This window comes from Shimia sp. MIT910701 (assembly GCF_047126315.1).
GTDB lineage: Bacteria > Pseudomonadota > Alphaproteobacteria > Rhodobacterales > Rhodobacteraceae > Shimia.
Genome location: NZ_CP138953.1, coordinates 3,173,524 through 3,191,597, shown reverse-complemented (window position 1 = coordinate 3,191,597; position 18,074 = coordinate 3,173,524). Strand labels below are relative to the sequence as shown.

The 18,074-nt window shown below is 59.0% G+C and carries 20 protein-coding genes; 18 read left to right on the top strand and 2 right to left on the bottom strand.

What is annotated here, in order from left to right:
- The first annotated feature begins 13 nt into the window (after nucleotides 1–13).
- The 17 genes from SIB38_RS15400 (at nucleotide 14) to SIB38_RS15320 (ending at nucleotide 16,123) form a co-directional block, all read left to right on the top strand.
- Nucleotides 14–1,435 carry a phage portal protein gene (locus SIB38_RS15400; RefSeq protein ID WP_412550539.1) on the top strand — a complete coding sequence of 474 codons (1,422 nt, stop codon included), beginning with the start codon at nucleotides 14–16 and terminating at the stop codon, nucleotides 1,433–1,435.
- Nucleotides 1,428–3,542 carry a head maturation protease, ClpP-related gene (locus SIB38_RS15395; protein WP_412550538.1) on the top strand — a complete coding sequence of 705 codons (2,115 nt, stop codon included), beginning with the start codon at nucleotides 1,428–1,430 and terminating at the stop codon, nucleotides 3,540–3,542. Before SIB38_RS15400 ends, SIB38_RS15395 begins: the two co-directional genes overlap by 8 nt.
- A gap of 107 nt (nucleotides 3,543–3,649) precedes the next feature.
- A complete protein-coding gene (locus SIB38_RS15390; protein ID WP_412550537.1) occupies nucleotides 3,650–3,982 on the top strand; it encodes a DUF2190 family protein in 333 nt (110 codons plus the stop codon).
- A gap of 11 nt (nucleotides 3,983–3,993) precedes the next feature.
- On the top strand, nucleotides 3,994–4,326 hold the full coding sequence (locus SIB38_RS15385; RefSeq protein ID WP_412550536.1) for a hypothetical protein: 333 nt from the start codon (nucleotides 3,994–3,996) through the stop codon (nucleotides 4,324–4,326).
- The gene (locus SIB38_RS15380) at nucleotides 4,323–4,742 is read left to right on the top strand and encodes a hypothetical protein (RefSeq protein ID WP_412550535.1); all 420 of its coding nucleotides are present in this window, start codon (nucleotides 4,323–4,325) and stop codon (nucleotides 4,740–4,742) included. The genes SIB38_RS15385 and SIB38_RS15380 overlap by 4 nt, the downstream gene beginning before the upstream one ends.
- 12 nt (nucleotides 4,743–4,754) lie before the next feature.
- A complete protein-coding gene (locus tag SIB38_RS15375) occupies nucleotides 4,755–5,198 on the top strand; it encodes a hypothetical protein (RefSeq protein WP_412550534.1) in 444 nt (147 codons plus the stop codon).
- A 42-nt stretch (nucleotides 5,199–5,240) separates the two neighbouring features.
- Nucleotides 5,241–5,858, top strand: coding sequence for a hypothetical protein (locus SIB38_RS15370; RefSeq protein ID WP_412550533.1), 618 nt, complete (start codon nucleotides 5,241–5,243; stop codon nucleotides 5,856–5,858).
- Nucleotides 5,855–8,113, top strand: a complete 2,259-nt coding sequence (locus tag SIB38_RS15365) for a hypothetical protein (protein ID WP_412550532.1) — start codon at nucleotides 5,855–5,857, stop codon at nucleotides 8,111–8,113. Before SIB38_RS15370 ends, SIB38_RS15365 begins: the two co-directional genes overlap by 4 nt.
- A gap of 3 nt (nucleotides 8,114–8,116) precedes the next feature.
- Nucleotides 8,117–8,830: a hypothetical protein gene (locus SIB38_RS15360; RefSeq protein WP_412550531.1), complete on the top strand. Its 714-nt coding sequence runs from the start codon at nucleotides 8,117–8,119 to the stop codon at nucleotides 8,828–8,830.
- Nucleotides 8,827–9,441 carry a hypothetical protein gene (locus SIB38_RS15355; RefSeq protein WP_412550530.1) on the top strand — a complete coding sequence of 205 codons (615 nt, stop codon included), beginning with the start codon at nucleotides 8,827–8,829 and terminating at the stop codon, nucleotides 9,439–9,441. The genes SIB38_RS15360 and SIB38_RS15355 overlap by 4 nt, the downstream gene beginning before the upstream one ends.
- Nucleotides 9,441–9,809, top strand: coding sequence for a DUF6950 family protein (locus SIB38_RS15350; protein ID WP_412550529.1), 369 nt, complete (start codon nucleotides 9,441–9,443; stop codon nucleotides 9,807–9,809). Before SIB38_RS15355 ends, SIB38_RS15350 begins: the two co-directional genes overlap by 1 nt.
- On the top strand, nucleotides 9,803–11,866 hold the full coding sequence (locus SIB38_RS15345; RefSeq protein WP_412550528.1) for a hypothetical protein: 2,064 nt from the start codon (nucleotides 9,803–9,805) through the stop codon (nucleotides 11,864–11,866). The genes SIB38_RS15350 and SIB38_RS15345 overlap by 7 nt, the downstream gene beginning before the upstream one ends.
- Nucleotides 11,867–11,893: 27 nt before the next feature.
- Entirely contained in the window at nucleotides 11,894–13,921 is a 2,028-nt protein-coding gene (locus SIB38_RS15340) for an SGNH/GDSL hydrolase family protein (protein WP_412550527.1), read from the top strand.
- Nucleotides 13,918–14,700, top strand: a complete 783-nt coding sequence (locus tag SIB38_RS15335) for a hypothetical protein (RefSeq protein ID WP_412550526.1) — start codon at nucleotides 13,918–13,920, stop codon at nucleotides 14,698–14,700. Before SIB38_RS15340 ends, SIB38_RS15335 begins: the two co-directional genes overlap by 4 nt.
- Before the next feature lie 108 nt (nucleotides 14,701–14,808).
- A complete protein-coding gene (locus SIB38_RS15330; protein WP_412550525.1) occupies nucleotides 14,809–15,069 on the top strand; it encodes a hypothetical protein in 261 nt (86 codons plus the stop codon).
- Nucleotides 15,066–15,833: a lysozyme gene (locus tag SIB38_RS15325; protein WP_412550524.1), complete on the top strand. Its 768-nt coding sequence runs from the start codon at nucleotides 15,066–15,068 to the stop codon at nucleotides 15,831–15,833. The genes SIB38_RS15330 and SIB38_RS15325 overlap by 4 nt, the downstream gene beginning before the upstream one ends.
- Complete coding sequence (locus SIB38_RS15320; protein WP_412550523.1) at nucleotides 15,833–16,123, top strand: hypothetical protein; 291 nt, start codon at nucleotides 15,833–15,835, stop codon at nucleotides 16,121–16,123. The genes SIB38_RS15325 and SIB38_RS15320 overlap by 1 nt, the downstream gene beginning before the upstream one ends.
- Nucleotides 16,124–16,285: 162 nt before the next feature.
- Here the strand turns inward: SIB38_RS15320 and SIB38_RS15315 are convergent, their stop codons facing one another.
- Entirely contained in the window at nucleotides 16,286–16,996 is a 711-nt protein-coding gene (locus SIB38_RS15315) for a hypothetical protein (RefSeq protein ID WP_412550522.1), read from the bottom strand.
- Between the two features lie 127 nt (nucleotides 16,997–17,123).
- Between SIB38_RS15315 and SIB38_RS15310 the strand changes: the two genes are divergently transcribed.
- Nucleotides 17,124–17,426, top strand: coding sequence for a hypothetical protein (locus SIB38_RS15310; RefSeq protein WP_412550521.1), 303 nt, complete (start codon nucleotides 17,124–17,126; stop codon nucleotides 17,424–17,426).
- 14 nt (nucleotides 17,427–17,440) lie between these two features.
- Here the strand turns inward: SIB38_RS15310 and SIB38_RS15305 are convergent, their stop codons facing one another.
- Nucleotides 17,441–17,920: a hypothetical protein gene (locus tag SIB38_RS15305; RefSeq protein WP_412550520.1), complete on the bottom strand. Its 480-nt coding sequence runs from the start codon at nucleotides 17,918–17,920 to the stop codon at nucleotides 17,441–17,443.
- Nucleotides 17,921–18,074: the final 154 nt, after the last annotated feature.

Genomic DNA, 18,074 nt, shown 5'->3' with positions numbered 1-18,074 from the left:
TCCGCAAGCGGCCATGAGACGTGTCTCCGCGCGGGCCGCGATGCGCAATATGACGGCCTATTACGACGCCGCCAGTGGTGGTGGGCGCACGGGTTCCTGGCGCAAGTCCAGCGGCGATGCCAACGCCGCAGGCAGCCGCCGCGGCCGGTTGGCCTTTATCTCGCGCGACATGGTGCGCAACAACCCGATCGCCACCGGCGTGGTGCAGACCATCGTTTCTCATACCGTTGGCAAGGGCATCATGCCGAAGTTGGAAGGCATCGAGGACGCCGACCTGCTGAAAGAGGGCAAAGAGCGTCTGGACACCTACCTCAAGTCATCGGCGATCGACTGGCGTGGACGGGAAAGTCTGGCGGGGCTGCAACGTCTGATCCAGGCGGCGATCGTCACCGATGGCGAGGTGCTGGTGGTTCTGCATCCCGGAGAGAATGGCACCTATCCCAAGCTCGAAGTTCTGGAGATCGATCATCTGGACAGTTCGGCGTTCCGGGCGTCAACCGAAGGCGGCTACGTGCAGGACGGGATCGAGTACGACGCCGACGGCCAGCGGGTGGCCTATCATCTGTTTGACGAACATCCCGGCGCGCAGGGGTGGATCAAGTGGAAGGGGCGGGCGGTGTCGCGTCCGGTGGATGCCAAATACGTGCTGCATCTCTATCGGCAGGATCGTCCAGGTCAGGAGCGCGGCGTTTCGTGGTTTGCGCCGGTCGCGCTGCCGCTGCAGGATCTCGCGGACTATGATGATGCGCAACTTGTGCGCCAAAAGATTGCGGCTTGCTTCACGGTGTTCCGCCATAGGTCGACAGCTTCAGGTGGCGACACGCCAGCCAAATTGGCGCCTGGTTTGGTCGTGGATGTATCGGGCGAGGACGGATACGAATTTGCCTCGCCTCCCGGTGTGGATGGCTATGACGAGTTCACCCGCGGCCAGCTGCGCCGCATCGCAAAGGGAATGGGCATTACCTACGAGGCCTGCTCCGGCGATCTGAGTAGGGTCAATTTTTCCTCGGCCAAAATGGGCCGGATGGAAATGGATCGGAATGTCGAAGCCTGGCAATGGCTTCTGTTGATCAATCAGTTTCTGGAGCCCTTGGGGCGGCAGTTTCTGCAGGCCTGGGCTTTAGAGCGCGGTTTTCACAACCGCATTTCCGAGATCCTCGGCGGGAAGGTTGATTGGGTGCCGCCGGCACGGATCCTGATCGATCCCGCCAAAGAGATTCCGCCGCTAGTGGATGAGGTGCGCGCCGGCCTGAACAGCCGCCAACGCGCGGTGACCTCGCTTGGCCGTGATCCGGACCAGATCCACCAGGAGCAAGTTGAAGACATGCAGACGGCCGACAAGGACGGCCTGATCTACGACAGCGATGGTCGCTACCACGCGAAACCCGCCCCACCGGTCGCGGGCGCAAAACAGGAGCAAAATGACAATGAATGAGCTGAAGCTTTACGGCAGCGTGGGGCAGGATTTCTGGGGTGAAGAATACTTCACCGAGGCTGATGTTTCTCAATTCCTGGCCAATGCAGAAGGTGACATCACCGTGTCGCTCAACTCGGGCGGTGGTGTGGTCTCGGTAGGTGTTGCGATTTACAACCAACTTCGGGCCTATGAGGGCCGCAAACGCGTGGTCATTCAAGGCGGTGCCGCTTCCATTGCCAGCGTGATTGCCCTGGCCGGCGACGACATCGTTATGGGTGATGGCGCGATGATGATGGTGCATGACCCTGCGCGTTGGTGCACCGATGGCCGCGGTACAGAGGATGACCACCGTCGCGTTGCAGATGGCCTGGCAAAAGCCGCGCGCAACATGGCCAAGCTTTATGCGCGTCGGACGGGGCTCTCTGAGGATGAGGCCCGCGCCATCATGCGTGCCGAAACCTGGATGGACGGGGAAGAAGCCCTTGAGCAAGGTTTTGTCACCGAGCTCGCCCAGGATCCGGACACCGACGCCGAAATCGCGGCCTTCGATTACTCGCTTTACCGCAACGCGCCCGCCGCTCTGAAGACCTCGGCGCGCAGCATCACCTCTCAGATTTCTCAACCGGCCATGGTGGCCATGATCGCGGGTGCGCCCGCCCAACACAGGAGCCAACCCATGGCGAAAAAACCAACCCCATCGCGCAAACCAGCGCTCCCCACCGCCAGCACAGACGAGCTGGAAGCCACCGCTGGCGACGACACGTTGGAAGCGGCTGATGGCGAAGACACTTTGGACGCCACTGAGGGTGAAGACAGCATTGAGGCTGCCGATGGTGATGACACCGTTGAAGGCGGCGAGTCCGATGATGAAGAGACCGGTCCGGCCACGGCGGCCGTGCTGCTCGATATGACCGCCTCGTTTGGCCTGCCGGCCGCGACGGCTCAACACATGATTGCCAAGAACATGAGCCCCACACAGGCGGCTGCGCATCTGGCATCCCAGGTACAAGGAAAGAACCCGATGAGTGCATCCTCGCGCCGTGGCCCGTCCCGTGCGTCTATTCTTCGTGATGAACGCGAAACCATGCGCGCTGGCCTGTCCGGCGCCATTGTCGCGCAAATGAGCCGCGCCCGCGATGTGGAAGGCCCTGCGCGGCAATATATGAACATGTCGCTGGTGGAGATGGCGGCGCATGCCATTGGCCACAATGGCCCTATGCGCACCGCTGCCGATCGTATCGCGGTGTTTGAGGCTGCCGCACATTCCACTTCGGATTTCCCGGCGATCTTTGAGAACGCGCTGCATAAGCGTCTTCTGAACTCCTATGAGGCGCAGGCGCCGACCTATGACCTGATCTCCGAGCGCCTAGACTTCAAAGACTTCCGCGAAGTGCCGTTGATCCGTGCGGGCGACTTCCCGGATCTGCAGCCTATTGGCGAAAATGGCGAGATCAAACACGGTACCTTCGGCGAAAGCAAAGAGACCGCGATCCTACGCAGTTTTGGCCGTCAGATTACAATTTCCCGTCATATGATGATCAACGATGATCTGGGAGCCATTGATCGCGTGTTGTCCAATTATGGTCAGAAGGTTGCACAGTTCGAGGACAAAACGTTCTACACGTTTGCCTTGAGTGCGAAAATGGCCGACGGCACAGCCATGTTCCACACATCTCGCGCTAATTTGGCAGGGTCCGGTACCGCGCTGTCTGTGTCTTCGTTGGATACTGGTCTCCAAGCGATGGTGCAGCAAAAAGGGCTCGATGGCGATGTGTTGGGCATTGTCCCTTCGATCATTCTGACCGGTGCAAAACAGTCTCTGAAGGCTAAACAAATTATTGCGGAAGTCACACCGGCGAAGGCGACGGATGTGAACCCCTACGCTGGTGATTTTGTCCATGTGCAGTCGCCGCGCATTACCACCAACGCTTGGTATCTGTTGACCGCGCCGGGCGGTGCAGGCGGCACCAACTGGGTGCATGGCTTCCTGGACGGTGCCGAGGGTCCACGGGTGCGTACCGAAGAACCGTTTGGTCGCCAGGGCATGGCTGTATCGATCGAGCATGACTTTGGCGTCGGCGCGCAGGACAGCCGCTACGGTTACAAAAACCCGGGTGCGGCATAAGGCCGGCGCTCGTACTGACCGCGCCTGATCCGGGCGCGTAGATTTCAAAAAAGGCCCCGGTGATCGGGGCCTTTTCACTTCCTCAATCCAATCACTTGGAGTGACACATGCGAAACTTCATCCAAACCGGTGAGAACATCACCATCACCGCCGCCGCGGCTGGCACCTCGGGCTCAGGCCTTTTGCTAAATAAGCTCTTTGGCGTCCTTATGTCTGATGTGGAGCCGGCAGAAGAGGTCGAACTGAAGCTGGTTGGCGTTTTTGAACTGCCAAAGGTCGAGGCGCAAGCCTGGGCGGTTGGCGCGGCCATCTATTGGGACGACACCGAAGGCGCCTGCACCACCACCGTGGGCAGCAACGTCAAGATTGGCCATGCGACCGAGGTGGCGACCAACCCGTCCACCACCGGCGTGGTGCGCCTGTCTGGCGCGTCAGGCTAAGGGGCGCGGCGGTGTCGTTGTTTGACGGGGTGACCGGGCTGTTTGAGGATGTCTTTGACGGTGAGGTCACCCTGCACCGGGACGGCAGCGAGGATGTGCCTATGCGGGGCATCTTTCGCGAAGAGCCGAGCCTGTTAAGTGAGCTCGATGGCAATGACACAGTCTCGATCAGTCCGGTTTTGAAAGTGCAGGCGGAATATGCCGCGCTCTTGTCGAGGGGTGCGCATGTTTCCGTCGCCTCTCGGCCGGGCAAACGCTACTTGGTCACCGCCATCTATCCCACCCGATCGCCGGCAGAAGACCGTCACTTTCTGGCAGAGCTCAGCGAGGTCTATTCGGGATGACACACTATCGATCGGCGCTGCGCGCAGAGGCTAAGGCACTCTTGCGCGCGGATCCGCTGTTTGCGGATGTGAAATGTGTGATTTCTAGCGCCAAGTTGGATCCGGACAGCTTGCCCTGTTGGTCCGTGTCCACGCCTGGTGAGGATCGTGAAGACCTCAGCAGCACCCAGTTTCGGGCAGATACCGATTTGGTGGTTGCGCTCAGCATCAAGGGTGACGCGGACACGATCGAGGATGAACTCGACGCCCACTCAGAAAAAATCGAGCTCCTTTTGATCGAGGGTCTCAAAAAAAACACCGGGGTCCAGGGCGTTCTGCTCCGGCGCACCGAAACCAAAACCGGCCCCGAGCTCCTGCATGTCACCGGATCGGTGATGATGCTGTTTGTGGTCACCGGTTTCATTCAGGACGAATAGGAAGGACCTGACATGCCACGCCAATATTCAGAGGCTCAAGCGGGCCTCAACTTGGATCTGCAATTTCATATTCGCCACGGTGATCCCGCGGCCGTTTTTGAGATTATGGGGGCTGAAGATGTGGATTTCCCAGATCTGACCCCACCGCAGATCGACACTACCCATCAGCGCAGCCCTGGCCGGGTTGGCGAGGTCAAAAATGGCCCACGTGATCCGCTGATTTATGAGCTTCCGCTGCAATATTGGGACGGCTGGGAGCATGAAGCGACCATCCGGTCTTTGGTGGCCAGCGAGGAAGTGGTCGAATTCCTGATCACGATCGGAGCGTCGTTCCGCGGCTTTGCCGCGCGGGTGTTGCACTTTGATCCGACATCGATCCCGATGAAAGACAAGGCGATGGCCGTTGTCAAAATCGCGATCATGGCCGAGCTCGACGCGCCGGCGGCAATTTCCTAAGCGCGGATGGTGAAGTTGCGCCACGCCTCGCCAGTCATCGACATGGCGGGGCTTACCCGGTTTGAAAAGCGCTGTGGTGTCTCCGCGCCGGGCTTTATCGAGCACCTGGTGCAGGCCGGAACAGAGCAGCCAGACGCGCCACTTGCGCCGGCCGATGTGGAGGTGCTGGCGGTGTTGGTCGCATGTTGCTTGCCGGGGCAAATCTGGTCGCTGCGCCGGGCAAAGAGGCTCTTACGCCGGGCGCCGGCGCAGGTTGCGACCGCGTTGCGGGCCTTTTTGGAAGATCCGTTGCCGGTCAAACAGGCGGCGAGCGAGGGGCATGTGGATCCAGACGTGGCCCCGCCGTCCGTTTTGGACATGCGCGCCGCCTGGTTGGCCGGAGGGCGTGATCCGGCGGTCTTTGATCAGCTGACCCTTTGGGAGCATTCCCGCATTTTGCGTCATTTGGACAAACAGAAACGCTCGGATCTGGTGGATGCGGCTGTCGCGGCGCGCGTGTCTCAGGCCAAAGACGATCACTTCCGCCGCTTCGTGTCAGAAACCCTCGGCACCAACCGTGGCAAGACCTCGCGGGATTGGGTGCAGCATCTGTTTAACGCCACCGCGCACCTGCCAAAGGTGACCCAAGAAGAACTCACTCACATGAAGGGGCAGGCATGAAAAAGAAAGTCGGGACTCTCTGGTCCATACTTCGTTTGAATGGCGCTTTGTTCAATAAGGACGTTGATCGCCAGAAATCCAAGATCCGGCAGTTTGCGGCCTTTGCCAAACGTGCTTTTGCACCACTGGCGGCCGCGGCTGCGACGATCGGATCTGCACGTGGTGTGAGCCGAACGCTGGATTCGGTAGATGCGCAGGCGAAACTCGCGCGATCGCTCGGGACCACTGTTGAAAGTATGCAGGTCCTCGCTCGGGCGGGCGACCTTGCCGGCGTTGGCCAAGCTCAGTTGGAGCAAGGCTCCAAAGATCTCTATCGTCGCTTGTCACAGGCCGCCACGGGATCAGTGGCAGCGGCCAAGGCACTGGAACGGCTTGAACTCAAGGCTGGCGATCTGCTGAAGCTGCCCCTTGATGAGCGGATTTCCACGATCAACGGTGCGATCGATAAGTTCGTCCCAAAGGCCGAACAGGCCGCGGTGGCCGGCGCCTTGTTTGGCGAGGAAGGCTCGATCGCCATGACGCGGCTGGATCCGGCCACGTTGGCGCAGGCTGCGCAGGAAATCCAAAAGTTCGGCCGCGTGATCTCGGATGTTGAGGCTGCCAAAATCGAGCAGGCCAACGACTCGATCTCGCGTCTCGGTTTGGTAGCGCGTGGCATTGGCACGGACATCACCGTGGCCCTGGCGCCGGCGCTCGATGCGGCATCCCAAAAGCTGGCCAGCTGGACCCCGGCTTTCCGCGGGATCATCACCGGCGGGAAAGATGCGCTGGTGATCGTGAAGTCGTTGGTGTCCTACATATTCACCAGCGGCTCCAATGTGTCCAATGTGCTTTCAAGCATTGGCGGCGGGTATCTGGATGCTTTCAAAAAGGTTTGGCAGAGCATTGGTCGCGCCCTGAGTGGCCTTCGCGTGTTGATCACGCAAGCTGGATCTTTTGGGGCGGTGATCGATCACCTAAAGGCGATCGCGTCTGATGTAGGTGAACGGATTGGGGATGCCTTCAAGGCGACGGGTTTAAAGATCCGCGCGGCTTTTACGGGCGCAACCGGTGCGGCCGTCCGTAAACTCGGCGAACTCATCCAAAATGCCATGACCTGGGCCGAGCGCATGTCTGACATCGCGATCGGGGCCAAAGACGCCATGGTGGCGGCCTTTAAGGCTTTGCCGGACGCTCTCGGCTCGTTGATGTATCAGGCGGCTGGGGCCGCGGTGAAGGGGGTGGAAACCCTGATCAATGGTGTGGTGCGCCGGGTGAACAATTTTATCACCTCGATCAACTCTGCCATCTCGGCGCTTCCGGAGTGGGCCCGTGGTGGCTTTGACGGCATCACGAAGGTTGGCGAAGTCAGTTTGGACGGACCTGCCAACCCTTATGCAAATGCCAAGGGGGTGGGCACTGCTGCCGGTGATGCTTTTCGCGGCGCACAGGGCAAATCGGACTTTGGCCCCGCGGGCGAAGGCCTGGTCGCGGCCGGAACAATCCTGTCGCATAAAGCCGATAAGACGCGGACCACCGCCAAGGAGATCTTTGGAGGGCTGGGGGCTCCGCTTTCCTCGGTGCAGGATCTTAAAACAGCGATCGATGAGGCAAAGGATGCCGAAGCGGCTGCCACCGAGGAATCCAAAAAGCTCAACGAAGAGATGGGCTCTTTGGGCGACACGGCGACTGATACCACAAAGTCACTGGGTGGCGGCGTTTCCAAAGCCGCCAAAGCGGCCAAGGACAAACTCAAGGACCTGAAGGACGGCGTCAAAGGGCTGTCAGATGAGCTTGCAGCTGCCACGCTACAGGGTGAAGGCTGGGGTGAGACACTCAAAAGTGCCTTTATGAAGGTCGCGCAGTCCTGGGTGTCAAATGGCATCGAGAGCATCATGTTGGGTTTGGGTGGCGTTGGCGGGACCGGAGGCGGCTTCTTTGGCAAGCTTCTGGGCGGCATGTTTGGGGCCCGAGCCATGGGCGGCGGGGTGCGTGCCGGGCAGATCTATCAAGTGAATGAGAACACGCCGCGGTCAGAATGGCTTTTTGCCAGTGCAAATGGCGGTATGTTGAACCATGGGCAGATGAACGCCGCAGTGCGTCAGGCCGTCGGCGGTGGGGCGCACAAGCAAGGCAATGGTGCGATGCGGGTCTATCTGGAAAAAGGCCTGAAGGCCGAGTTTCTGGAAGCCTCGGCGGCCCAGGCGTTTGAGATCATGCAGAGTGGTGTGGAAAGTAACAATGCGGCTCTAAGTCAGTCGCATCGCCGGAGCTGACGCATGCCGGGATTTGTCGATTTGACATCAACGCTTGGTTTGCAAATTCGCCACGACAATCTGCGTCTGGTCGGGGAAATGCCGGACTTTCGCCCTGGTTTGGATGGGTGGGAGCAAGTGACGTTTACGGAGAACAGAACCTGGCGGGGCTCGGTTGTGTTCCCGCCCATGTTCGGAAAGGACCTTGCTCTGCTACGATCGGTGCCAACCCGGTTGCGGGGCCGCGCGGGCGTGTTGCGTCTGCCATTGTTGAACCTGGCGAGCCCTCGATTTGAGGGAGATCCGCACCGCTTTTGGCGTCAGGTCGGCGTGTCCGAGGAAGACATAGAGCGGGGCTACAGCCGCTTTGATGACCAGAAAACCTTTGATGATGGGACCGGCTTTGCGTTGCCCGATACGGATGACGAACGTCTCAGCAACAACCTGGCGGAAGGCTCGGTGGCGGTTAAGCTGACAAGTTTTGTGGGGCGCAATCTCGCCATTGGTGATCGATTTTCAATTGATGCCAGTCTTTATGAGGTCGAAAGCAACGACGATGGCCAGGTCCAATTCTCGCCGTCTTTACGCAAAAGCGCCCTAGAAGGTGCCTTGGTTCGCGTCTCTGAGCCGCATATTGATGTCCGTCTGGCGAGCAGCGGTGATTGGGACGTTTTTGCGAATTTGGGGGTCTATTCGGAGCCTCTGACCGTCAATGTGGTCGAGGCGTTCAATCAATGACCCTAGAGCTTCTTAAGCATCAACCCGATGAGCTTCACGGGGCAATTATGGATGCTCTGCGCAAACAAGTCGTTGAGCTGTCAGTCATGATGCATTTTGAATTCGCTGATGAACCGCTGCGGCTGTGCAACCGAACGGTTGGCTTCACGGATCTGAACGGCCAGCTCTGGCAAAAGGGCGGCGGTCTGGTTGTTGGAATGCCAAACCTGTCAGGCGGGCAGGGGCAGCTTGCGCCTTTGCGAGAGTATCACCTTGGCGTGTTTGAGGCCTTGGTTGAGCGCGCAAATTGGCGCGCTGAACTGGTCGAGATGATCAGCGACAAGCCAAACTATCGCCGCCGTGATTATGGGCTTTATGGGCAATTGATGACGGATGGCGCACCGCTGGGTTTGCCGATCGCGTGGGACGTGGGTGTCATGGACCGCATGTCCGCGCGTTTCACGCCCAAGGCGTCTTTGGTCACCCTTGGATGTGAGGGGCCCATGGCGCGCAAAGGTGTGCCTGCCTACGGCATGCAAACTTACTTCGATCAGATACGCCGGTTTCCGACCGACAAGGGCATGCAGTTCACCACTGAAAACGGCCGACTGATCGTCTGGACGGATTGGTAATGCTTTCCCAATTCATTGCATCCAGCCTCGCCGAACCTTTCGCGTGGGGGCAAAACGACTGCGCGCTTTGGTGTGCGTCCGGTGTCCGAGCCTGCACCGGCTTTGATCCCGCTGTGGATCTGCGCGGCACTTACAACAGCTGGTTTGAGTGTCGTCGGGTCATCATGCGCGCGGGTGGTCTGGAGGCGCTGATTGCCCCGCGTATGGCGCGGTTTGCGCCTTTGTCAGGTGATGGTGCCGCCGTGGTGAGGGTTGGTACGCAAAAGCTCTGTGCTTTGATTGTGTCTGGCCGGGCGGTCGCCCGCGCGTCCGATGGTCGTGCGCGCTTTTGCGATGATTTTGACGTTCTTAGGGGGTGGTCATGGTAGCACTTGCGGCGGCGATTTTGCCGTTCAGCGGAGCAATTACCGCTTTTGGCATACCGTTGACCACTGCGGCCGGTGGTTTAACGCTGGCCGGCTCTCTGGTGAACTTGGGCGGCGGGTTGTTGTTGAGCTCTGCGGTTGGTGCCTTGACGCGGCCGGATGCGCCATCTTTCAACCCCGAGAACGTGCAGACCAACAGCAAGTCGACCACCGCGCCGCGCATGGGGCACGTGGGGATTGTGAAGGTTGGCGGCAACGTTGTGTTTCACCGTGCGACTGAGGGGATCAGTTATCGGGTTGTTGTGCATGGCCATGGGGAGATAACCCGCGTTCTTGGCCACTATCTCAACAACGAGCCTGTAGCGCTGAACGCCACCGATCACGTCACGGATGAGCAATATTTCCATGAGCGCCCGCGCGTCAAAATCGTTGGCCGCACGGGGCAAGTGCCATCTGCGCATTACGCTGAGCTGGAAAACATCTGGTCTGAGTGGACGGCCAATCACCGGCTTGATGGTCAATGGACCAGTTTGATCACATGTGAGAGCGCGCCGCCAGAGCATCACCGTGGCATGTATCCCAGTGGAGAGCCTGCGCTCTTTGTGCGGGCAGAAACGGCAAAGTTGTACGACCCACGCCTTGATGCGGCTGTGTTTAGTGAAAACCTCGCCCTGGCAACCGCGTACTACATCGCCTCGCCGGATGGTTTGAACAGCCCCAGGGCGATTGATTGGGACAACATCACCGAAGAGGCGGATTTTGCCGATGATCAAATGCCCTTGGCCGAGGGTGGGACCGAGGCCCGTCTGCGTGCGAGCGCGACGTTTGGTCTGAATGAAAAGCCACAGGAGGTTTTGCAGAAATTCCTGCGGGCGGGGGGCGGTGAGATCCGGCTGGCGCCTTCAGGTAAGGTAAAGTTGTCCTTTGCTCGCCCCCGTGACGCCGAGTTTACGATCACCTACGGCGACATTCTTGAAGTCGCCAATGTGGATGCTGGGCCGGATGGGCTTGACCGTTTTAACGTTTTGCCGGGTCGGTTCGTCAGCCACGATCTGAACCACACAGAGGTCGACGCCGAGGCCTGGCGGGATGATGCGCGCATTGCCGAGGATGGCGAGGAGCTGGTCGGCGCGGTTTTTGAGGCGCAGTTTTCGCCAAGTCACAGGCAAACCCGCGCCGCCTTGAAGGTGGAGATGGATCGGGCAAACCCAAAGCTGCGGTTGCAGCTTCGGTGCAAGCCCGGGTGCTTCCCGGCCACGTTCGAAGAGGTTGTGGATCTGAATGCGCCCGAGGTGGGGCTTGTCGGAAAGTTCTCTGTGCGGGGTCACAATCTGAACTTTGATCGTGGCAACCTGGCTGCGGTGGATCTTACCCTGCATTTGGTTGACGATGATGCTCTCACCCTTGCCTTAGGTGAGCAGGGCGCGGTGCAGGAATTACCGCCGGCGGACACATCTTCCGGCGTCCCCTCGATCGACCTAGAGGAAATTACGGCCGCAGGTATTGGTGTCAAAACCGCGCAGAACCAGTATGCGGCCGGCATTGGCGTTGGTTGGCCCGCACCGCCAAGCGATGCCTTAAAACCCGTCCTGAAATACGCCGCCGCCGGCACCGATGAATGGCGCGATGTGACCGTGGGCGCAGGGGTGACCAGCCACCTCATTCCTTTGCTTGTCGATGGGGATGATTACGATCTGTCGCTGGCCTGGGAAACACCGGGTGGGGTGATCGGCCCTGCCACGGTGGTTGCAGGTGTGACGGCGCGCGCAGCCGCCAACAAACCTGCGCCGCCTACTGGTCTTGCTGTGGCCGACAACGGCGATGGCACCGCAACCGTGTCCATGACCACCTCGACCAGCGCCGCGCTTTGGCAGACCGAGGTCTACCGCGACGGGGCGTTGGTGGCGACCTTCTACGCCGGCATGGTTGGGCCGGACACTTACTTTGAGTTTGTCGATAACTGCGGGTCCGGTTCGTTTGATTGGACTGCGCGATCCGTCAACGTTTCCAACTTGAACAACGACAATGATGCAGGGCCGTTTAGCGCCAGCATCGCCTGATCCTTCTGAAAATTGAGAGGTACGAGCATGAGTGACTTTCCGCATGGAGGGGCAAAAGAGGTGTGGCGTCACGGCAGTGACGTGAGTAAAGGCGCGGCCAGCGATTGGGGGCAGGAGGTGGAAAGCCGGGTGGCCGGTGTCGAGGCTTCTCTCGCTGCTGGTGTGATCTGGACCCGCAACACGCTTGCCGAACTGAACGCCATTGCTGCGGCTGGACAGGGTGACGTCGGACGCGTTCTTGATGATGGCGCGCTTTCCGGCACCTATGAGCATGATGGCACCGAGTTTGTCCGGGTTGCTGACTTGCCGCCGCAACAAACAGCAGAAAGCCTTGGCCTAGAGAACGTCGACAACACCGCTGATCTTGATAAGCCAATCAGCAACGCCCAGAAGCCGCTCTTTGAAGCGTTTGGCCAAGCCACCGCCGCCGAGGATACGGATGACCCTGTCCGCCCGTTTAGTTTCGTCGGCGGCGACCCTGGCAAGGATCATGGTGGCTTCGATACGGACGGCTTGATGGCGGTGCCAGGTTTGCGCCTGGTGCCTTTGTTGCCGCCTGATGATGACTTTGATCAGGCCTACGTCTGGCTGGATGCGGCAGGCAAAGTGGTCTTGCAAATCGACCACAACGGCCAACTGTTTGCCGAGCCAAGCGCAGACATGATCGCGAAATTCACCTGTGGCAAAGGATTGGCGGCCAGAGACATGCCGCAAGACCTGCTGCCTGGAAATGTGTGGGGCGGTGCTGGACACACAGGCGATCTGAACCGGCACTTTTCGGATGTCTCCGGTGTGGCGCGGGCCTATCTATCCCGGCGGAATGCACCCACTGTCGCGGTTGAAGAAGGGCGCGCACCTGCCAACTACATCATGGGGCAGGGCGACAGCATTTCCAACGGGTCCGGTGGCACGGACTTGCGGTCGGCGACTGCCCTCACTCCAGTGACTGGCTTTATGATGGCCAGCGGCGTGCGTGGCGGCGGCAACACCGTATTTGTCGCGGCGTCTGCGACCTCGCTGGTTCCGGCGATTGAAGCGGTGGACGGTAACCTCGGCTCAACCGGCCTGACAACGGCCATGCAGTTGCTGGATCGCTATCAGAACGAGGACGGGGGAGACCGCACAGTTTGGATCGCGCGCAATTCGGGGCAATCCGGCGAGCGTCTTGACCAAATTCAGCAAGGTGACGTCCAGTTTGAAAACGCCATAGCGGAGTTGGCCCACGCTGTCACGCTATTGGATGTCTATGAACGCGATGTGATCTGCGACACGGTGGTCCTGAATTGCGGCACCAATGATCGGTCCGCAGCCATCACAGCCGCCAGCTATGCCAGCGACTTGCGCCAACTGCTCGATGACAAAAATGCGCGCATAAAAGCCGTGACAGGTCAGACAAAGGACGTGCACCTGTTCCAATGGCAGATCGCAGCGCCACAATATGGCGAGGGCGAAGCCAGCGAGATTTCCCGCGCTCAGATGGACATGGGGGAAGCGCACGCCGACATCCACACCGTTGGGGCGTCCTATTGGGTGACACTCAACGACAATGTGCACCCGAATGCACTGGGGCATGATCTGAAGGGCGAATATGTCGCCAAGGCGATCCGCAACTGGAAGCGCTACGGCGACACCCGGCACGCGCCAACGCCTCAGGTCAGCAACATCACAGTGGCTGGATCAGTGATCACTGTTCCTGTTCTTACGGTCCCGCGCCATGATGGTGGTGGCGACTTCTGGCCCCTACAGTTCCGCGCGGACAACGTGGCGCAGGCCCCCAACCAGGGCTTTGCCCTGACTGACAGCGGCGGCGCGGCGATCCAGTCCGTCGTGATCTCCGACGCGGGCGCGGGTGGCACCGCCACGGTCACGATCACACTTGATCAGCCTCCCGCCGCCGGTGCCGTTCTCGAATACGCCTACACCGGCGCAGGGGCCGAGCAAGACCACAGTCAAGCCTATGGCAACCTGTGGGACACTGACACCACCGCGTCCCTCACAGCCCCTGGCTACATTCTCCACAACGCAGCCCTTTCATTCCAAGAGGTGATCTCATGAACGCATCGGTTAATCAAATGCAGCTCCCCGCCGAGGTGAGCAACCCCAACCTGCCAACTCTGCGTGGCTACAACGCCCGCATTGGCGACGATCCGCGCGTGTCGGGCTTCTTTACCGCAAAAGAGGCGCTTTTGACCTATGAGGTTGGGGGCGCCGTGGATGGTTTGGTATCGGCCATGGCCAATCGCAAAGACGGGTCCACAGAAACGCTTTCAGAGGCGACCCGGAGCGCGCAGCCATCCCTTGATTTGGATGGCGGCCCCAAGGGGCGTCCGGCGCTGCAATTCTTTACCAGCGGAAACGACCGGCTCACAGCATCAGAGGCGTTTCCGGTGGGCGGCGACTTCTTTAAGGCTGTCGTATTCAAGCCCGGGCCCACGGCGACAAACGAGTACCTGATGTATTCGGGCACCGGCGGTAACCGCCACATGCTGCAACTTGGTATCAATGACACGGCATTGATGCGTGTAGGGGCAAGCGGCTCCGAGGCGATGGTTTCCTTACCCTTTCTCCCCGATGCTTGGAACCTTGTCGTTGGTACGTGGAACGACACAACCAAGACTGTGGGCCTGTCTGTAAACGGGGGCGATTTTGTCTTTGATACGGAGCTGTCGGCGGCGGTGACGGACACAACCAACATTATCAGCAATGGCAAGCTGAACGACGTTTTGGTCAGTGATCTTTTGTGGGGCGCTGCGGACCTTTCTCTGCAAGAAAACAGCGACTTGCTGGCCGAGATTAAAGCCTATGCCGGCAATGTCCTGGGCGTGATCGCTTAGGCTGTTTCGGCGGAAGCGCTCTAACTGATCAGCGAAAGGCACATCATGAAAACGGAAACCAGAGGCTCCGCTTTGGCGGGGCTTTGCTATTTCGCCGGAGGTCGTTGAATGAACCTTGCCGAAATTGCCGAAAAGGCCAGTCAAAACGCAGTGGGATGGGCGGTAGTCTCATTCTTGGGGGGCATTGTCTGGGTGGTGCGGAGGATCTTCACCAACCAAAAGCAAATCGAGTTGCTTCAGACTGAATTGGGCGCACGCGAAGAGATGCGTCAGCGCGACCGCGCGGACCTTCAGGAAGTGAAGGGCGATGTCAAAGAGCTACGTTCCGACATTCGAAGCCTCTTTCAAAACAACGGAGAAAACACATGAAACTTGTGACCGGATGGGGCCGCGATCTGCGGCTCTCTTACACAGCCATTGCCTTTTACGTGCTGGCATTGCTTACCGTTCTGCCGGACCTGATCTATCGGGCAACTGGCGTCGACACCAACCCAGCGGTTTGGTCCATTTTGCAGCTTTGGGTCGTGGTGCTCGGCATCGTTGGGCGCATCATTTTGCAAACTCGAGAGGGTGCGTGGATGCGGCGGGCGGTGATTGGCCTGATTGTCTTGGTTACTGCGCTCTTAGCGTCTCAAGGCATGGCGCAATCCAGTGAGCGCGCCACGATGCGTGTCTTGACGCCGCTTGTGGTGCAGTGGGAGGGGGAACACCGCTGCGCTGATGATCCGGCCATGCATTGCGCTTATCTGGACATCGTGGGCGTGCCAACGCTGTGCTACGGCGAAACGAAGGGCGTGAACCTGGGGCAGCGGGCGACGGACGCAGAATGTCGCGCCAAGCTGGAACAGCGGCTGACAGGTGATTTCCGCGCCGGTCTGCATGGGTATTTCAGCGAAACCACCCGCACCAAACGACTGACGCCGGAGCGAGATGCCGCCTATGTCTCGCTTGCCTACAACGTCGGTATTCGCGGGGCAGGGCGCAGCACCGCAACCCGCCGTCTGAATGCGGGAGACGTCGCCGGTGGATGCAAAGCCCTCACGTGGTGGAACAAGGCGGGTGGGCGGGTTGTGCGGGGGTTGGTGAATCGGCGGGCGCACGAATACCGCCTGTGCATGAAAGGCCTCGGTTGATGCCAAGCGCGCGGTTCCTATTGGCGGCGCTGGTGGCTGTGCTGGTCACCAGCGGGGTTGCTGGCAGGGTGGGCTATTCCCTTGCCGTGACCAAGGTTGAGGCCGCCCACAACCAAGACCTTCTCGACCAGATCGCCAAAGGCCAAGAGGCCGATCAGAAACGCCGTGCAGCGGAGCAAGAGCGCGCACGCATGGCCGAAGTGTTGGGGGCTGCTGCCTATGCGGAACCTGTTGTTGTCGAGCGCTGTCTTAGCCCTAGCCGGGTGCAGCGGCTCAACGCCTTACGTTAAGAGCGCCGACCCCTGTGACCGTCCGGTGCAAATCCCCTCTGGCGGGATAAGTGATCGGCAGGTGGAGGTGTTGTGGGCACAGGACCGCAAGGAATTGCTGGATTGCGCTGGTAAGGTCGAAGTGTTGAGTGGGCGAGATGCGGCGCAGGTGAAGCAAATGCTCTAGCCTAGCGCTCCCAAATAGATGATCGCATCGCGAATGGCGTCGCTTGTTAAGAACAGACTGTCGGCGTCGGGTTCAATACCAAGGCGATTATGTAAGGTGGGGATTAGCCGGTATTCATTCTCTGGGGTGAAAAGCTCGGGCTTCGTGATAACAGCTTCAAACGCCTGCTCTAGACCAAACGATTCCGGAGGACAATTTAGTTGCTCTTCGCTCATAGGTTCAACGGTTTTTGTGTACATAACTCTTCCATGGGCAAGAATGTTTTCGGTTTGATTTGGAGCGAGTTTTGAAAGTTCCTCCACAACGGCATAGATCAATTTTTTTGAGTCAAACACAACGTAGTCGGTGAGTTCCGCATTTCCGGTATAATCTCCCTTTCCTAACCGAATTCCGTCGTGCATCTCCTTGGTGTATGGGCCGTTGCTGCAGCAAAAGACATGGGCGTTGATTTCGTCTATCAACTGCAGGCCCCGGAAGTTCGCACCTGCACCAAAGATCATGCCGTGTGCGTTGATCGGTTCCTTGTTCGTGAAAGTTAAGGAACGTGATCTGCCGCCCTCTAGATAGTCGTCCCTGGCCCCCAAGGTCACTTCTTCGGATCCTTGATATGCTTTGAGTGTGCCAAATTTCAGAGTCCCGTCCTTGAAGTACCTTCTGTCCGAGGGTTTGATGAATTTGATGAGATGGTTGGGCGTGTCGGCTGGCATGCTAGGTGTACCTCAAGACATTCTTCTATCAATGGCTGAGACGCTAGCAGTGCGTTTCGCCTCTGGCAATCAATCCGGCTCTGCTGTGCACCGGCCAAACGCGCAGCCAACCTGAAAGGGTCCTCCCATGAAAACGATGATTGCAGCCGCTCTGGCGGCCCTTTTGGCGTGTCCAGTTGGAGCGCAAAATCTGCAACACTGCGCCACCCGCGATCTTGTCGTGGAGCGTCTTGCGCAAAAGTACGGGGAAACGCGTCAGGCGCTCGGCCTCGGCACACAGGGTGCCATGGTGGAAATCTTCGCTTCTGAGGATTCCGGTAGCTGGACAATCACCGTCACGATGCCTAACGGGTCTACGTGCTTGATGGCAACGGGGCAGGCGTTTGAGCAGCTGCGAGAAGCTCTGCCACCTTCTGGCGATGATACCTAATCCCGGCGGCGGGCTTAGCCGCCAAGCCCATCAAGGAGTTTGATCAATCCATCAATGCCTTCGGCAATTACAGCGTCACCAATCTTGTTTAGAGCGTGACCGGGCAGCTCCTTCAGTTTCCCGATGATGGTCTCTTTTTCTTCATCGTGCAGTTCGCTGTGTCCCACGAGTGTTACGATCAGACTTCTAAACTGTTCCTCCTCAAACCTGACCGTAACGGTGTTTAGAATTGCCCCGAGTCCGCCATCTTTCTCGAGAAAATCCAGACCGGCCGCGGTAATCTTGCAAGCACGAGGCAGTGGCCAAGGTTCGTCTTTGGTTCTGTCCACCTGGTTTTGGGTCAACCCATGTTCGTCCAGGTAATACAAATTCACCTTGAGAGAGTTGTCCTCTTGTTCAGGCCATTCCGCTTCGATGTCGACATCGGCGGGATACGCACTCGCAAGCGTTTCGAGGATCTCCCGTTGGTAGCCTCTGTTTAGCAACTCGCCCATGTCTTACTCCTCCTAAAAACTCTCAGGGGGTAGGCGGTGCACCAACACCGCCCACCATGCAGCTAACTTTCCACAGCGGCTGCACCGACGAAACCTATACGCATCGTCGCCCGACTCACGCGTGAGTGGCGGCACCCTATGCGGAAAACAACTA

Bases quoted from the DNA above. Each gene is read 5' to 3' on its own strand.
- SIB38_RS15400 (WP_412550539.1), top strand. From the start codon at position 14: ATGAGACGTGTCTCCGCGCGGGCCGCGATGCGCAATATGACGGCCTAT.
- SIB38_RS15395 (WP_412550538.1), top strand. From the start codon at position 1,428: ATGAATGAGCTGAAGCTTTACGGCAGCGTGGGGCAGGATTTCTGGGGT.
- SIB38_RS15390 (WP_412550537.1), top strand. From the start codon at position 3,650: ATGCGAAACTTCATCCAAACCGGTGAGAACATCACCATCACCGCCGCC.
- SIB38_RS15380 (WP_412550535.1), top strand. From the start codon at position 4,323: ATGACACACTATCGATCGGCGCTGCGCGCAGAGGCTAAGGCACTCTTG.
- SIB38_RS15375 (WP_412550534.1), top strand. From the start codon at position 4,755: ATGCCACGCCAATATTCAGAGGCTCAAGCGGGCCTCAACTTGGATCTG.
- SIB38_RS15370 (WP_412550533.1), top strand. From the start codon at position 5,241: ATGGCGGGGCTTACCCGGTTTGAAAAGCGCTGTGGTGTCTCCGCGCCG.
- SIB38_RS15365 (WP_412550532.1), top strand. From the start codon at position 5,855: ATGAAAAAGAAAGTCGGGACTCTCTGGTCCATACTTCGTTTGAATGGC.
- SIB38_RS15360 (WP_412550531.1), top strand. From the start codon at position 8,117: ATGCCGGGATTTGTCGATTTGACATCAACGCTTGGTTTGCAAATTCGC.
- SIB38_RS15355 (WP_412550530.1), top strand. From the start codon at position 8,827: ATGACCCTAGAGCTTCTTAAGCATCAACCCGATGAGCTTCACGGGGCA.
- SIB38_RS15350 (WP_412550529.1), top strand. From the start codon at position 9,441: ATGCTTTCCCAATTCATTGCATCCAGCCTCGCCGAACCTTTCGCGTGG.
- SIB38_RS15345 (WP_412550528.1), top strand. From the start codon at position 9,803: ATGGTAGCACTTGCGGCGGCGATTTTGCCGTTCAGCGGAGCAATTACC.
- SIB38_RS15340 (WP_412550527.1), top strand. From the start codon at position 11,894: ATGAGTGACTTTCCGCATGGAGGGGCAAAAGAGGTGTGGCGTCACGGC.
- SIB38_RS15335 (WP_412550526.1), top strand. From the start codon at position 13,918: ATGAACGCATCGGTTAATCAAATGCAGCTCCCCGCCGAGGTGAGCAAC.
- SIB38_RS15330 (WP_412550525.1), top strand. From the start codon at position 14,809: ATGAACCTTGCCGAAATTGCCGAAAAGGCCAGTCAAAACGCAGTGGGA.
- SIB38_RS15325 (WP_412550524.1), top strand. From the start codon at position 15,066: ATGAAACTTGTGACCGGATGGGGCCGCGATCTGCGGCTCTCTTACACA.
- SIB38_RS15320 (WP_412550523.1), top strand. From the start codon at position 15,833: ATGCCAAGCGCGCGGTTCCTATTGGCGGCGCTGGTGGCTGTGCTGGTC.
- SIB38_RS15315 (WP_412550522.1), bottom strand. From the start codon at position 16,996: ATGCCAGCCGACACGCCCAACCATCTCATCAAATTCATCAAACCCTCG.
- SIB38_RS15310 (WP_412550521.1), top strand. From the start codon at position 17,124: ATGAAAACGATGATTGCAGCCGCTCTGGCGGCCCTTTTGGCGTGTCCA.
- SIB38_RS15305 (WP_412550520.1), bottom strand. From the start codon at position 17,920: ATGGGCGAGTTGCTAAACAGAGGCTACCAACGGGAGATCCTCGAAACG.